The 13,737-nt window shown below is 51.8% G+C and carries 15 protein-coding genes; 4 read left to right on the plus strand and 11 right to left on the minus strand.

Going from position 1 to position 13,737, the window contains the following annotated elements:
• Positions 1–590: 590 nt before the first annotated feature.
• From trmD to NST69_RS17790, 8 genes are all read right to left on the minus strand, one after another.
• A complete protein-coding gene (trmD, locus tag NST69_RS17755; protein ID WP_339257520.1) occupies positions 591–1,379 on the minus strand; it encodes a tRNA (guanosine(37)-N1)-methyltransferase TrmD in 789 nt (262 codons plus the stop codon).
• Positions 1,379–1,903, minus strand: a complete 525-nt coding sequence (rimM, locus tag NST69_RS17760) for a ribosome maturation factor RimM (protein ID WP_036733560.1) — start codon at positions 1,901–1,903, stop codon at positions 1,379–1,381. The genes trmD and rimM overlap by 1 nt, the downstream gene beginning before the upstream one ends.
• Before the next feature lie 104 nt (positions 1,904–2,007).
• Positions 2,008–2,238: a KH domain-containing protein gene (locus tag NST69_RS17765; RefSeq protein WP_020432321.1), complete on the minus strand. Its 231-nt coding sequence runs from the start codon at positions 2,236–2,238 to the stop codon at positions 2,008–2,010.
• A gap of 22 nt (positions 2,239–2,260) precedes the next feature.
• The gene (rpsP, locus tag NST69_RS17770; RefSeq protein ID WP_036701203.1) at positions 2,261–2,533 is read right to left on the minus strand and encodes a 30S ribosomal protein S16; all 273 of its coding nucleotides are present in this window, start codon (positions 2,531–2,533) and stop codon (positions 2,261–2,263) included.
• 386 nt (positions 2,534–2,919) lie between these two features.
• Positions 2,920–4,311, minus strand: a complete 1,392-nt coding sequence (gene ffh / locus NST69_RS17775) for a signal recognition particle protein (RefSeq protein ID WP_036701200.1) — start codon at positions 4,309–4,311, stop codon at positions 2,920–2,922.
• A gap of 21 nt (positions 4,312–4,332) precedes the next feature.
• Positions 4,333–4,689 (minus strand): putative DNA-binding protein, encoded by a 357-nt coding sequence (locus NST69_RS17780; RefSeq protein ID WP_036733556.1) that lies wholly within the window; start codon positions 4,687–4,689, stop codon positions 4,333–4,335.
• A 170-nt stretch (positions 4,690–4,859) separates the two neighbouring features.
• The gene (locus NST69_RS17785) at positions 4,860–5,507 is read right to left on the minus strand and encodes a hemolysin III family protein (protein ID WP_036733553.1); all 648 of its coding nucleotides are present in this window, start codon (positions 5,505–5,507) and stop codon (positions 4,860–4,862) included.
• Between the two features lie 142 nt (positions 5,508–5,649).
• A complete protein-coding gene (locus NST69_RS17790) occupies positions 5,650–7,167 on the minus strand; it encodes a carboxypeptidase M32 (protein WP_342546613.1) in 1,518 nt (505 codons plus the stop codon).
• 231 nt (positions 7,168–7,398) lie between these two features.
• Here NST69_RS17790 and NST69_RS17795 point away from each other — a divergent pair, with 231 nt between their 5' ends.
• The 3 genes from NST69_RS17795 to NST69_RS17805 all read left to right on the plus strand — a co-directional run bounded on the left by NST69_RS17795 (position 7,399) and on the right by NST69_RS17805 (position 8,897).
• Positions 7,399–7,962, plus strand: coding sequence for a carbonic anhydrase (locus NST69_RS17795; RefSeq protein WP_036733547.1), 564 nt, complete (start codon positions 7,399–7,401; stop codon positions 7,960–7,962).
• Positions 7,963–8,175: 213 nt separating this feature from the next.
• Complete coding sequence (locus NST69_RS17800; RefSeq protein WP_200869617.1) at positions 8,176–8,610, plus strand: hypothetical protein; 435 nt, start codon at positions 8,176–8,178, stop codon at positions 8,608–8,610.
• Positions 8,610–8,897: a YxcD family protein gene (locus NST69_RS17805; protein WP_036701193.1), complete on the plus strand. Its 288-nt coding sequence runs from the start codon at positions 8,610–8,612 to the stop codon at positions 8,895–8,897. The genes NST69_RS17800 and NST69_RS17805 overlap by 1 nt, the downstream gene beginning before the upstream one ends.
• A gap of 130 nt (positions 8,898–9,027) precedes the next feature.
• Here the strand turns inward: NST69_RS17805 and NST69_RS17810 are convergent, their stop codons facing one another.
• Genes NST69_RS17810 through NST69_RS17820 form a run of 3 tightly spaced genes read right to left on the minus strand, consistent with a single transcriptional unit; the run spans position 9,028 to position 12,542 of the window.
• A complete protein-coding gene (locus tag NST69_RS17810; RefSeq protein ID WP_342546617.1) occupies positions 9,028–9,984 on the minus strand; it encodes a pectinesterase family protein in 957 nt (318 codons plus the stop codon).
• Between the two features lie 55 nt (positions 9,985–10,039).
• The gene (locus NST69_RS17815) at positions 10,040–11,542 is read right to left on the minus strand and encodes an extracellular solute-binding protein (RefSeq protein ID WP_036733540.1); all 1,503 of its coding nucleotides are present in this window, start codon (positions 11,540–11,542) and stop codon (positions 10,040–10,042) included.
• Positions 11,543–11,582: 40 nt separating this feature from the next.
• Positions 11,583–12,542, minus strand: coding sequence for a sugar ABC transporter permease (locus NST69_RS17820; protein ID WP_342546620.1), 960 nt, complete (start codon positions 12,540–12,542; stop codon positions 11,583–11,585).
• Between the two features lie 278 nt (positions 12,543–12,820).
• Here NST69_RS17820 and NST69_RS17825 point away from each other — a divergent pair, with 278 nt between their 5' ends.
• Positions 12,821–13,705 carry a carbohydrate ABC transporter permease gene (locus tag NST69_RS17825; protein ID WP_339249071.1) on the plus strand — a complete coding sequence of 295 codons (885 nt, stop codon included), beginning with the start codon at positions 12,821–12,823 and terminating at the stop codon, positions 13,703–13,705.
• Positions 13,706–13,737 lie beyond the last annotated feature (32 nt).

A 13,737-nucleotide genomic window follows, 5' to 3' on the forward strand; every position in this document is an offset into this window, starting at 1 on the left:
AAAGTTACAAACTAGCGCCTCGGGTAGAGAGACCGTCTTCGGACGGTCTTTTTTTTGTTTGCCCGCACTCTTCGCACCCAGCAAACAAATAACCGCCGAAGCCAGCGAACCTGGGGTTCGTCTGTCTTCAGCGGCTATTTGTGGAATTTGCTGTATTACTGAGCCTATTGAACCTGCTTCCAGGTCTAATTCATTTCTTCAATTATAAGATTACGATTTACGATTCTTATAAAAATCAATTATATCACTTACCGTGCGGAGCGGCTCCGCCTCCTTGTGGACAGTGTCCACGGCTGGCTTGAATGATTCATGCGTATTCGTAGTCACTTCAGTCATTCCTTTCGATAATTAAGCTAGCTGCGTCTATAGCTGCATGTCTACTTGCGGCACCTCTATTCATTACCCTAGAAAAAGGGTATTGACGCACATCTGCTCGTATTTATTTCGCTGGCAAAACTTCTTCTATGCGTATCCGTTCTAGTTCGTAATTCCCGTTCCCGGTTCTCAGAACACAGCAAAAAACGCCTCCCTTACGTAATATACGTTAGAAAGACGCCAGCTATGACTCTATTTAAGCCCAATTTTATCATTTATTTCTGCTCCAGGCTTGCCTGCTCCTGCAGCCGCTTCAGCGTCTGCTTGTCCTTCGCTGTCAGCTCAGCGGTCTCCAGCAGATCCGGTCTGCGTTCGAGAGTACGCTGCAGCGCCTGCTCACGCCGCCATACCTCGATATTGGCATGATGTCCGCTGAGCAGCATGTCCGGCACCTTCCAGCCCCGGAACTCAGCCGGGCGGGTATAATGCGGGTACTCCAGCAGCCCGGTGCTGAAGGAGTCGGAGATTGCAGAGGTCTCATTGCCCAGCGCCCCCGGCTGCAGCCGCACTACCGAATCAATGACGGTCAAGGCCGGGAGCTCACCGCCGGTCAGTACATAGTCGCCAATCGACAGCTCGTCCGTCACCAGATGCTCACGGATTCGCTCGTCATAGCCCTCATAATGACCGCAGATGAAGATCAGATGCTGTTCCTGTGCCAGCTCTTCGGCGATCTGCTGATTATACGTCCGGCCCTGGGGGCACATCAGAATAATACGCGGCTTCACCGCCTCTGTATTGCCATGTTCCCCTTGCTCCCCTCCAGCACTACTCTGAGCCAGCACATGCTCCACCGCTGCGAAGATAGGGTCAGGCTTCAGCACCATGCCTCCCCCTCCGCCGTAAGGTGTATCATCCACGCTGTTATGCTTGTTGCCCGAGAAGTCGCGGAAGTTCACTGTGTTCAGTGAAGCAATGCCTTTCTCACGGGCCTTACCGAGAATGCTGGTGCCGAAGACGCCTTCACACATATCAGGGAACAGCGTCAGCACGTCGATACGGATCATGGGAGCAGCCCTTCCATAAGGTGCACAGTGATTTTTTTGGCTGTAATATCGACGTCCAGCACTACATCGTTAATAACCGGAATCAGAATATCCTGGCCCTTCTTCGGCTTCACTACCCAGACATCATTGGCCCCGGGCTGCAGAATCTCTGTAATCGTCCCCAGCGGCTGGCTGGCATCTTCATCCGTGTAAACCTCGCAGCCTACAATCTGGTGGAAATAATACTCGTTCTCCGGCAACTCAACCAGATTATCACTAGGCACCTTGAGCAGGCTGCCTTTGTATTTCTCGATCTCATTAATGTTCGTATACCCCTTAAGCTTGGCGATATACATCCCTTTGTGCTCTCTCGCCGATTCGATCGTAACCTCGAATTTCGGGCTTCCGTCTGCGGGAATCAGCAGCAGCTTGTTGCCGGGTGCGAAACGCACTTCCGGGAAATCGGTATGCGACAGGATTTTGATCTCCCCGCGAATGCCGTGCGTGTTCACCAGCCTGCCTACGGTTAACTCTTCTGTCATGTGTTCATCTCCTTCACGTTGATTGCGTACAGTCTATAAATTCTTATATTTTCAACAAAAAGGAGCCGGGATATACTATCCCTAGCCCCTTCTTGTGCGCATCCTTAAGATAAAATATCCACGGTAACGCGTTTATCACTTTTGACTGCTGCAGATGTGACTACGGTACGAAGCGCTTTGGCGATCCGCCCCTGCTTACCGATGACCTTACCGACATCATCAGGATGCACGGAGAGCTCATAGACAATCAGGTGATCCTTCTCCACGGTCCGTACGGCCACATCCTCCGGATGATCCACTAAAGCCTTAGCAATAACACCAACTAATTCTTCCATAGAGGACCCTCGCAATCAGTCATTATTTCTGAAGCTTTGACTCATGGAACTTCTTCATCACGCCAGCTTTGGAAAGCAGGTTGCGGACGGTATCAGATGCTTGTGCACCTGTCTGAAGCCATTTAAGAGCCTTCTCTTCGTCAATCTTAACGACTGCCGGTACTTCGATCGGATTATAATAACCGATTTCCTCGATAAAACGGCCGTCACGAGGAGACCGGGAATCGGAAACCACTACACGGTAGAAAGGCGCTTTATGTGCTCCCATTCTTTTCAAACGAATACGTACTGCCACGAAATTCACCTCCTTAAAAGAATATCGTTTTCGATCCCTCCCAAACCCTCCCTTCCCGAAGGGAGGGCCCCAAGGGCTCTGCCCTCTGGACACCCGCTAAGTGCAACTAGCGTAGGCGTTCAGACTGGCGGGACTTGGGTGAGTTCGGGGAAAGACCGCTTTTCCTCCCTGCGGGATACGCTTGACTGGCGGCGTTCCCTGGTAACGAGGGGAAGAGATTTAAACATTAAGATCAAGGTCAAAAGATTAAGGTCAAAAGATTAAGGTCAAAAGATTACTCGATCTTCTGATGTTGTACTATATCAGATCTAGGGGGAAACCTAAAACTTAAAGCTAAACCTTAAACCTAAACCTTAAACCTAAACATTAAACCGTAAAGATTAAGGTCAACGGAATGGGAACTTCATTCCGCCTTTACCGGCAAGGCCCTTGAGCTGCTTCATGGCGTTCTTCTTACCGCCCTTGCCGCCTCCGCCGCCCATCATACCGGAGAACTGCTTCATCATCTTACGCATTTCATCGAATTGCTTGATGAGCCGGTTCACCTCAGCGACGTTGGTACCGCTGCCTGCTGCAATACGCTTGCGGCGGTTGTGGTTGATAATCTCAGGCTGGGCTTTCTCGGCCTTGGTCATGGAATGAACAATGGCTTCAACGCGGCCCATCTGCTTATCGTCCACCTTCAGGTCCTTCATGCCCTTGGCCTTGTTCATGCCGGGCAGCATATCAAGAATCTGGTCGATCGGGCCAAGCTTCTTCACTTGATCCATCTGCTCCAGGAAATCATCGAACGTGAACTCTGCATTACGCATCTTACGTTCCATTTCCTTGGCTTTCTCGGTATCGATGTTAGCCTGAGCCTTCTCGATCAGCGACAGCATGTCGCCCATGCCGAGGATCCGCGAAGCCATCCGCTCGGGATGGAAAGGCTCCAGCGCATCAATCTTCTCGCCGAGAGCGGCGAATTTGATCGGGCAGCCGGTGACCGCCTTGACGGATAATGCAGCACCACCACGGGTGTCGCCGTCAAGCTTCGTAAGCACTACGCCGGTAAGCTCCAGCTGCTTGTTGAAGCTGTCGGCCACATTCACGGCATCCTGACCGGTCATCGCATCGACTACCAGGAGCACTTCATCCGGAGTTACAACGTTATGGATCTGCTTCAGCTCTTCCATCAGCTCTTCATCAATATGCAGGCGGCCTGCCGTATCAATAATCACATAATCCAGGTTATTGTCCTTCGCATGCTGAACACCTTGTCTGGCAATCTCTACCGGACTCGTCTGATCACCCAGCGAGAAGACAGGAACCTTAATCTGTTCTCCGAGCACCTGCAGCTGCTTGATCGCAGCCGGGCGGTAGATATCGGCGGCTACGAGCAGCGGGCGGTGGTTGCCCTTCTGCAGCAGCTTCGCCAGCTTACCGGAAGTGGTCGTCTTCCCTGCGCCCTGCAGACCCGTCATCATGATGACCGTCGGCGGCTTGTTCGACTTAGCCAGCTTCGCCTGGCTTCCGCCCATCAGCTCCGTCAGTTCCTTGTTAACAATATCGATGATGACCATGCCTGGCGTGAAGCTGTCCATCACTTCCGTACCAACAGACTTCTCTTTCACCTTGGACACGAAGTCCTTGACGACCTTGAAGTTAACATCGGCTTCCAGAAGGGCCAGCCGCACTTCACGCATCGCTTCGTTTACGTCATCTTCGGATACTTTCCCTTTGCCGCGCAGTTTGCTGAACACATTCTGCAATCTTCCGGTTAATCCTTCAAATGCCATAGGCGGCTCGCTCCCTTCTTCCTACTCTAACCTCTGCAGCCGGTCCATGATTTCCATGAATTGCTGCTTATATTGCTCCGGCAGCATTCCACTGTCAGGGAATCTGCGCAGTTCTTCTAAGTACTTATTGCGGTCTTCATGCTTGGACAGGAGTCCAAGCTTCTCTTCATAATTCTCAAGCACCTGCTCCGCCCGCTTGATATGCTCGTACACAGCCTGGCGGCTAATTTCAAATTCCGCTGCGATCTCCCCCAGGGAGAAATCATCATGGAAATAATATTTGAGAAACGTCTGTTGCTTGTCAGTAAGCAGCCGTTCATAGAAAGCAAATAACAGGTTGATCCGGTTGGTTTTCTCGAGCCTATTCTCCTGACTCATCAAGGGCACTCCCTTCGTCAAGGAAAAACACTTTACAGCTTCACAACGTCCCTTATGATACCGAAAACAAAGAAAGATGTCAAGTCTTTTTACTTGTCATCTTTTTCTTTGCCCAAAACCGGCATTCCCGCCCTGAAATCCTGCAGCAGTACGGCACTATACCTCCCGCATTAATGAATAGGGAGAATGTATAACAATACAACGAAGAAGTGCAGAACGGTTCCCGCAAGCACGAATAAATGCCAGATCGCATGATGGTACGGGAAGCCGCGCCATACATAAAACACGGTGCCCAGAGTGTACAGCAGTCCGCCAATCATCAGCAGAGTCATCCCGCCGCTGGCGACGGCCTGGGACAGAGGGCTCCAGGCGATTACGATCATCCAGCCCATCGCAATGTAGAAGACGGTGGACATGAACAGGAATTTTTTGACGAAAAAAGCCTTAAAGAAAACACCGAATACCGCCACTCCCCAAGCGATACCGAATAACGTCCAGCCTAGCGGTCCGCGAATCGCCACCAGCATAAACGGGGTGTAAGTTCCGGCAATGAATAAGTAGATCGAAGCGTGGTCAAGGAATTCAAAGAAGTCCTTCGCCTTGCCGTCTCTGAGACTATGCACCATCGTTGAATTAAAATACAGGATCAGCATAGTAGCGCCGTAAATGGAGAAACTGACTACATGCCAGGCTGTGCCGTTCTGAACAGCATATACGATCAGCAGGACCAGCGCAGCAATACTTAATAGAGCGCCGATCCCGTGTGTAACCGCATTTGCTACTTCTTCCTTGCGGCTGTAAGTGTGAGTATTTGCCATACCACGATTCCTTCCGTTTGCGGTTTCCTTCTATTATAGCCATTTCTCCGAAGTCCTTCCAGCTTACGGACGCCTCAGGGCAGGCTTCTGCAACAATCAATCGCTTAAGAAGTCATCATTTGCTGTTACAGCAATTCAAGTCCTATAGCTTGTAGAGTTCGGTATACTTCGCTTCCAGATAATCCGCCAGATAATCGGGATTCAGCGGTTCGCCTGTGACTTGCTCGATAATTTGCGAAGGGGTCAGGCTCTGGCCGAAGCGGTATACCTTTTCAGTAAGCCATTCTTTGATCGGCAGCAGGTTACCAGTGGCAATCAGCTCCTCGAATTCCGGCAGTTCCTTACGCAGGGTGTTCAGCATTTGGGCCGCATACATGTTACCCAGGGAATAGGAAGCGAAATAGCCGAAGTCTCCACCGGACCAATGAACGTCCTGCAGTACGCCAAGCGCATCCGTAGGCGGTGTAATCCCTAAGTATTCCTGATACTTCGCGTTCCAGGTCTCAGGCAGATCCTTGACTTCAAGCCCTTCGTTGAAAATCAGCTTCTCAATCTCATAGCGTACAATAATATGCAGGTTATACGTCAGCTCATCAGCTTCGATCCGGATGAAGGAATTGCCTACACTGTTGATTGCCCGGTAAAAGTCTTCCATCTCCACGTTCGCAAGCTGCTCCGGGAAATGCTGCTGCAGATCGCCGTAATAACGCTGCCAGAAGGCCCGGCTGCGGCCGATCATATTCTCCCACAGTCTGGACTGGGATTCATGGATTCCCATGGAGGCCCCCTGTGCCAGAGGTGTACCGATCAGCTCTTCACCGAAATTCTGCTCGTACAGGGCATGTCCGCCCTCATGCAGCGAGCTGAAGATGGAGCTGGTCACATTGTCCAGCAGATAGTTCGTGGTTATGCGGACATCGCCGGGGTTCAGCCCTGTAGCGAACGGATGTACACTTTCATCCAGACGTCCTGCCTCGAAATCATAGCCCATCTGTTCGAGTAAGAAGAGGCCGAATTTCTCCTGCTGCTCCTTAGGGAAGATCTGGCTCAGGAATTCGGTGTCCGGCTTGTTCGGCGAAGCATTGATCGCTTCGGCCAGCGGCACAAGACGGCTGCGCAGACGGGTGAAGATCGCATCCACCTTCTCAACGGTCAAATCCGGCTCGTACATATCCAGCAAAGTGTCATAACGCGAGCCTTGCACACCCCAATAATCAATGAACTCTTGTTTGAAGGCCACAATCTTGGTCAGATAAGGCTCGAAGGAGGCGAAATCATTATCATCCTTAGCCTCTTCCCAGATCGTCTGCGCATGGGCGGTGAGCACCGAATATTCCTCGAAGGTCTTGGAGGGAATGCTTTTGCTGCGCTGGTACTCCTTGCGGGTATCCTTCACAATCTTATTCTGATTGCTGTCCAGCTGCTCCGCTACTTCCGGGCGGCTGAAATATGCTGTGAACGCTCCGACCTCCTCCGATACCTGGAGTCTGAATGCTTCTGCACTCAGCATACCCAGCGTGGCGGAACGGATCTCTACACCTTTGCGGGGCGCGCCTGTACGCAGATCCCAGCCCAGAAGTCCAATTGCTTCATAATAGCCTTTGATTTTAGATAATAGCTCACTGAATTTATCCCATTCTTCCTGGATCTGCTTTTCCATGTTTTGAGCACCTGCCTTGTTTTTTTATCTACTCCTATTGATGATACTTTTTTAAATAGTTATAATCAAATTCGGGCTGTATCTCTTCAAATTTGAAGTAGTTAACAGCTCACAGGCGCGGAGACAGACTCCGCTTAGATTTTGCAATATTTGATTGCAGGAAGCCCTTTATGTTCGCGGCAAGACGCAGTACAATGAATTACAGTTTAATCTTAAGGAGGCACATGGCTTATGAGTCAGGTTACAGACATTTTAGAGTTCAACAAGCATTTTGTAGAGGAAAAAGCATATGAGAGCTATCTGACCAGCCGCTTCCCGGATAAAAAAATGCTGATCATCACCTGTATGGACACACGGCTTGTTGAGCTTCTGCCCAAAGCAATGAATTTCAAGAACGGTGATGTCAAAATCATCAAAAATGCCGGAGCCATCATCTCCCAGCCGTTCGGGAGCGTCATGCGCAGCGTAATGGTTGCGCTATACGAACTGGACGCGGACGAAGTGATTGTCGTCGGCCATTATGAATGCGGCATGGCTTCCCTGAATGCTGACCATATGATTAACTCCATCAAGGAACGCGGCGTGTCCGAGGAAGTACTCAGTACCCTGGAGAATTCAGGGATTAAGCTGACCAAATGGCTGCGCGGGTTTGACAACGTCGAGGAAGGGGTAATTCAGACTGTGGAGCTGATTAAGCGCCATCCCTTACTCCCCCCAAACGTACCTATTCACGGCATGATCATCGATCCGGCTACCGGAGCGCTTGAGCTTGTCTCGGACGGATACGCGGACTAAGGCAACTCTCTAATACTGCTGTTTGCGCGGGTCCCGGACCCGCGCTTTTTTTGTGTCCGGGTATCCGGGCCAATGCCGGGTGAAAGTTATCGTATGAAACATATAAATTCTTATATTTTAAAAATTGAAACCTTAGCCTCCGCCTTGCGTATTACCGGGCAACAGCCAGGTAAACTGGGTGTTACCAATACTTCTAGGAGGTTCTCGTACTCAATGAAACCAATGAAACGTGTAATGATGATCGTCATGGCCTTCACACTGTTCTTCGCAGTCACTGTTCCTGACTTCGCAGATGCCCGCCGCGGCGGGGGCTTTAAATCAGGAAGCCGGGGATTCACAACGACCCCGAAGAAATCGACTACCGATAATGTGAAAAAAAGCGATAGCACTAAAAGCAACACCAACGGAACTGCAGCGAATGCGAACCGCGGCTTCTTCAGCGGCGGCAGCCTGATGAAAGGCCTGATGATCGGTGGGATCGCCGGGTTCCTCTTCGGCGGAATGTTCGCCGGTATGGGCGCTTTTGGAAATATCATCGGATTCCTGATTAACATGCTGGCCATCTACTTCGTGATTACGCTGATTATGTCCTTCTTCAAGCGCAGACAGGAACGACGCCGGCTGGAAGAAAGGGACGGACGCTACTAATGGGTGTTACCGTTCTCAGCATGGACGAGATTATCAATGCGATCTGCCTGCATATGGCGGAACGCAAGGCTGTACGGGTGGAGGAAGTCCAGGTGGAACTTAGCTGGGACGAGGACACCGGCTACACAGCAGAGGTCTGGATACAGGGAAGAAGCCAGTATCTGGTGGAGTCCAACATGATTGAGTCCATTCTTCGCTACGTACACAGCGAATACGGAATCCGTGCCTACCGTGAAGATGTACGGCTGGAGCTGGATGAAGAGATTACAGCGGTTGTGAATACGTAAGCAGCCTGCTGACAGGCTGCGGTGAACGAAGTTTCAATTACAATTGCACCAAACTAAGGGAGGACCCGTCAGCCGGGTCCTCCCTTTATTGTGCCTATAGCCGGCAGATTAGCTCCTACAGCGCCTTGTCCTATCCCGGAAACTGGAATCCGGCCAGTACATCGTCCCTGCCCGCCCGCGCAGTGCCGCTTCCGTGCAGCTCAGCCCAAGGCGCACGCTGCTTCCGCAGAATCGCCGCAGTTCCTTCAGAAGTGTACTCCGCATACCTGACCGTCTGCTCATTAGCAGGCTCGCCCCAATGAGCCCAGCCTTGGGGGTGGATATGCTGGCCCATCCGGCAATCCACAAAGGCAGTCTTGGCATGCTCCCGCCATGGGCGGCCCAGGAATACCGGCGCTGTTCCCGGCTCAGCACTCAGATAACATTGATTGAACACGTAGCCGTAGGCCTGCCCTTCAGGAGTGGAGGCAGCCGTGATGTAGCCTGCATGGCCTCCGCTATTCCGCAGGCTGTGCAGCGTACAATGCTCGAAGTAGGCCGTTGCTCCGCCAAAGATATAATCTACCGTTCCCTCAATGTAACAGTGCTGGTACAACTGGCGGTACTGCGCATGATGCTCCCGCAGCGGAACGCCGCCGAACAACAGGCGCTCTCTGGGGGCTGGCGGCAGCGGACCGGTGAACAGCGTGTCCTGATGACCCTTGAATGTACAATTTCGGAATACCGCCTCATCACAATGGGCGTACACCGCCACTGCCTGCCCCACCTCGCTGCCTTGTCCGGCTGTATTGGAGACGGTCAGATTCTCCAGCACCAGCTTCCTGCCGCCCAGGAACAGGGTGGGAGTGGCAAAGGTCCCGATCTCTTCCCCCTGCTCATCCTGCTCCCGGGCATAGCGGTTCATCGTGATCTCCACTTGTCCGATGCCGATGATACGGAGACAGGAGCGGTAGACCCGCACCTCCTCCTTGTACACTCCCGGCATAATGTAGAGCGTTGCCTCTGTGTCCGGGTCCAGCCGTTCCAGGGCATCGACTGCCGCCTGAATGGTAGAGTAATCGCAAAAGCCCTCCTTGCCCACCAGCATCCCTTTTCCCATCCCCTCTCAGACTCTGGCCTTCACTTAAAGCTTGCCTGCTTGCTTACTTCTGTGTCAATTTGTATGCAGCTTCATATTCTTCCGTGATCTTGGTTCCGCCCGAATCCTTCCAGGTCTGTACGGCTTTCTTGAAGGCCGCCTCATCCGATTGGCCCATGATATATTTGAAGGTAGCATCTGTGATGATCTTTTGCAATTCCGTTCCCTGCTCATTATTGGTAGCCGAATCCAGCGGAACGGTGGGGTCAAGCACAGCGAACTTGTCATTCTCGCGGATCAGCTCATTGGCCAGCTGCTTCTCAGGGTTCGCGTCCTTAAGTGTATAGGCAATCTCACTAGGTCTGCTGGAGGAGAAAGGCTGCACATCCGCCTGCCACAGCTCGGTGTTCAGAATCTTGAAGGCGCCGTTCTCATCATATTCATAATGGGTGCCTTCAATCCCGCCGGTCATCAGCATGAACGCCTTCTCATCGATCAGGTCATTGACGAACTTCAGCAGCCGCTTGAGCTCTGCTTCGGTCTTCACCTCGGATTTCGGAAAAGCCATCAACCCGCCGATCCCGCTGCCCTCGGACCAGATATGATACTGCCCGTCTCCATTAGAGATCTTGTTCACCGGCACCAGCTCCATGCCAGGCTGAAGATCCTGTGCCAGGGTTCTCAGACTGGAGATGTCGACCATACCGGTATAGATCCCGGTTTTACCCTGCGCGAATTGCTGCTGCTGGTCTGTTTTGGCTGTAACTGCGAAATCCTGCGCCAGGTATCCGTTCTCGTAGAGCTTTCTGGAGAAATTCATCGTGTCGATATACTCTTGAGTATCGAATTCAGGGATAAACTTGCCGCTATCCTCCACCTTCCAGCCATTGGGCGTGCCAAAATAGGAGCTTAGTGTTTTAAAGCTGCTGTATTTCAGCTCTGATCTGTCCCCGAAGCCTGTCGTGTCCTTCACACCGTTGCCATCCGGGTCATCCTCTGTGAAGGCTCTGGCCACTTCATACACCTCATCCAGCGTCTTCGGAACCGGCAGACCCAGCTTATCCAGCCAGTCCTTGCGGAAGATCAGCCCGGAACGCGCCAGATTCTTCTGGAAGGGAACGCCGTAGAGGACGCCTTCAATCGAAGCCGCTTCCTTCAGCTCAGGAGCAATCTTCGCCAGATTACTGAACTCTGAGAGATAAGGGCCCACATCCCAGAACAGCCCTGATTTCAGTGAGCTTCTAACCGATGAATTCGTCATCATGGTCAGGGTGACAATGTCTGCAAGCTCCCCCGAGGCCAGCGCCGTAGTGATCCGCTCTTCCTTGGAAGCATCAGGTACCCAGTTGAAGGTGATTTTACTGTTGGTATATTCCTCAAGCAGCGATTTGATCGTATCGGTCGGCGGCGAAGCTGTGTGCAGAATATTCAGCCAGCTTACTTCCAGCTTCGAGTTCAGATCCTCTGGTGCGGCATTCTTCTTCTCTTCCTTGTCTCCGCCGCATGCCGAGAGCATAGTGGTAGCCATTGTAGCGATTGCAATTAGAGTGACCCATCTTTTGTTCATAACACTTCTCCTTTGGTAGATGAAATAGGTAGCCTTAGCCTTAATACACGCCGTCTTCGCCCATCTTCTTGGCCAGCTTATTGGAGAGCATCACGAGAATTAACCCGACAACGCCCTTGAACAAGCCTATCGTGGTGCTGAAGCTTAATTGCCCGTTCTTGAGGCCCGCCGTATAGATATAGGTATCGAAAATCTCGGCGACACTGCGGTTCAGCGAATTCAGCAGCAGATACATATGTTCGAAGCCGAGATCCAGCGTGCTGCCGATTTTGAGAATCAGCAGGGTAATAATCACGGGACGGATCGCCGGCAGTGTAACATGCCAGGTCTTGCGCAGACGGCTGGCCCCGTCCATCTCGGAGGCTTCATAGAGCTGCGGGTCCACTACAGTAATAGCTGCCAGATAGATAATGGTCGACCACCCCAGCTCCTTCCAGATAATCTGCAGGATATAGATCATCCGCAGCCACTCCGAAGAGGTGAGGAAGCTGATTTTGTTGCCGCCGAGACTTGCGATCAGCTCATTGATGACCCCGCCATCCACCGTCAGGAACACATACGTAATAGAGACAATAATAACCCAGGACATGAAGTGCGGGATGTAGATAATTGTCTGAATCCAGTTCTTGAGATAGCGTCCCTTCAACTCGTTCAGCATCAAGGCTACAATAATCGGCAGCGGGAAGAAGATCACAATGTTCATGGCAAACAGAATCAGGGTGTTGCGCAGCAGCTGCATGAACGTAGGCTCCGTAAATAGACGGATGAAATGCTTCAGGCCGACCCACTCACTCCCGGTAATTCCCTGGAACGGCTGATAATTCTGGAACGCAATGATCAGCCCGCCCATGGGCAGATATTTGAAGATGATGAAATACAGCAGCCCGGGCAGGATCATCAGATACAGCAGCTTGTATTTGTTCAGAGCCGTAAGTGCGCGTGCGCCTTTCCCCTTTTCGATAGTCAGATTTGGTGTTGCGGTGATGCTTGTTGCTTTCACATGTCAGCCTCCTTTGCTCGTTCCTGTTACGGTCTCAGCGTAAGAAATTTCTTACATTACGTATATAATCATTATGTGATAGCGTTTACAGAACCTGCGTGGCTGCGGGGTTAAGGACGATCAGATCTCCTCTGAGGATTACCTGCCTAGGCTCATGATTATCTCCGGAGAGGGGGCTGCACAAGGCAAGTCTGCGAACACCTCATGCCCGGATTATATACGTAATTTCTGCTCCTTGTTACAGTGAAGAGGTACTGAAAACCGAGGAGGATCACAGAATGAACCATAGCTCACGTAGAAAAGAATCGGTCGGCGGAAGGATCTTCACCTTCGTTAATACAGCCATACTCGTTCTGATTGCGCTTGTCTGCTTATTGCCCTTCATCAATATCATTGCCAGCTCCTTCGCTACCACCCAGGAGGTCATGGCCAAGCGGTTCATCTTATTCCCGACTACCTTCTCCCTGGATGCGTACCGCTACATTCTCTCAACGCCTACCATCTTCCGGGGACTCGGGGTATCCGTTGGTGTCACCGTAGCAGGAACCGTAGTCAGTATGCTGCTTACCGCGCTGATGGCCTACGGCTTGTCCAGGAGATACCTGCCTGCCCGCAATACCATTAACTTCATCGTCGTCTTCTCCATGCTGTTCAGCGGCGGAATGATCCCTACCTTCCTGGTCGTCAAAAGCGTCGGCCTCATCAACTCGTACGGTTCCCTGATCTTCCCGGTTGCCGTCAATGCCTTCAACATGATTATCATGCGCAACTTCTTCCAGGCGCTGCCTGACAGTCTGGAGGAGTCGGCCAAGATCGACGGAAGCAATGACTTCGGGATCTTCATGCGGATCATGCTGCCGCTGGCCCTGCCTTCCATCGCCACCATCTCCCTGTTCTATGCGGTTGCTTACTGGAATACGTACATGAACGCGATCCTCTATATGAATGATTCGGCAAAATGGCCGATCCAGGTGCTGCTGCGCCAGATCGTCATTGTCTCCAGCGGGATGCAGGCCGAGGGAACCTCGGTCGATATTGTGCCGCCGGCCCAGACGATCAAAATGGCGGTCATTGTCATCGCCACTGTACCGATGCTGGCCGCTTATCCTTTTGTCCAAAAGCATTTCACCAAGGGCGCCCTGCTCGGAGCAGTCAAAGGCTGACGGCCCGCTGTTCAGCATCCATCCGAAACTAC

The sequence above is a fragment of the Paenibacillus sp. FSL P2-0089 genome, assembly GCF_038595095.1.
Classification (GTDB): domain Bacteria; phylum Bacillota; class Bacilli; order Paenibacillales; family Paenibacillaceae; genus Paenibacillus_AQ; species Paenibacillus_AQ silagei.

What these genes read in the sequence shown, in the direction of transcription:
- rimM (WP_036733560.1), bottom strand. Translation starts at nt 1,903, where the DNA reads ATGACAGAAGAGTTAACCGTAGGCAGGCTGGTGAACACGCACGGCATT.
- NST69_RS17765 (WP_020432321.1), bottom strand. Translation starts at nt 2,238, where the DNA reads ATGGAAGAATTAGTTGGTGTTATTGCTAAGGCTTTAGTGGATCATCCG.
- ffh (WP_036701200.1), bottom strand. Translation starts at nt 4,311, where the DNA reads ATGGCATTTGAAGGATTAACCGGAAGATTGCAGAATGTGTTCAGCAAA.
- NST69_RS17780 (WP_036733556.1), bottom strand. Translation starts at nt 4,689, where the DNA reads ATGAGTCAGGAGAATAGGCTCGAGAAAACCAACCGGATCAACCTGTTA.
- NST69_RS17785 (WP_036733553.1), bottom strand. Translation starts at nt 5,507, where the DNA reads ATGGCAAATACTCACACTTACAGCCGCAAGGAAGAAGTAGCAAATGCG.
- NST69_RS17790 (WP_342546613.1), bottom strand. Translation starts at nt 7,167, where the DNA reads ATGGAAAAGCAGATCCAGGAAGAATGGGATAAATTCAGTGAGCTATTA.
- NST69_RS17795 (WP_036733547.1), top strand. Translation starts at nt 7,399, where the DNA reads ATGAGTCAGGTTACAGACATTTTAGAGTTCAACAAGCATTTTGTAGAG.
- NST69_RS17800 (WP_200869617.1), top strand. Translation starts at nt 8,176, where the DNA reads ATGAAACCAATGAAACGTGTAATGATGATCGTCATGGCCTTCACACTG.
- NST69_RS17805 (WP_036701193.1), top strand. Translation starts at nt 8,610, where the DNA reads ATGGGTGTTACCGTTCTCAGCATGGACGAGATTATCAATGCGATCTGC.
- NST69_RS17810 (WP_342546617.1), bottom strand. Translation starts at nt 9,984, where the DNA reads ATGCTGGTGGGCAAGGAGGGCTTTTGCGATTACTCTACCATTCAGGCG.
- NST69_RS17815 (WP_036733540.1), bottom strand. Translation starts at nt 11,542, where the DNA reads ATGAACAAAAGATGGGTCACTCTAATTGCAATCGCTACAATGGCTACC.
- NST69_RS17825 (WP_339249071.1), top strand. Translation starts at nt 12,821, where the DNA reads ATGAACCATAGCTCACGTAGAAAAGAATCGGTCGGCGGAAGGATCTTC.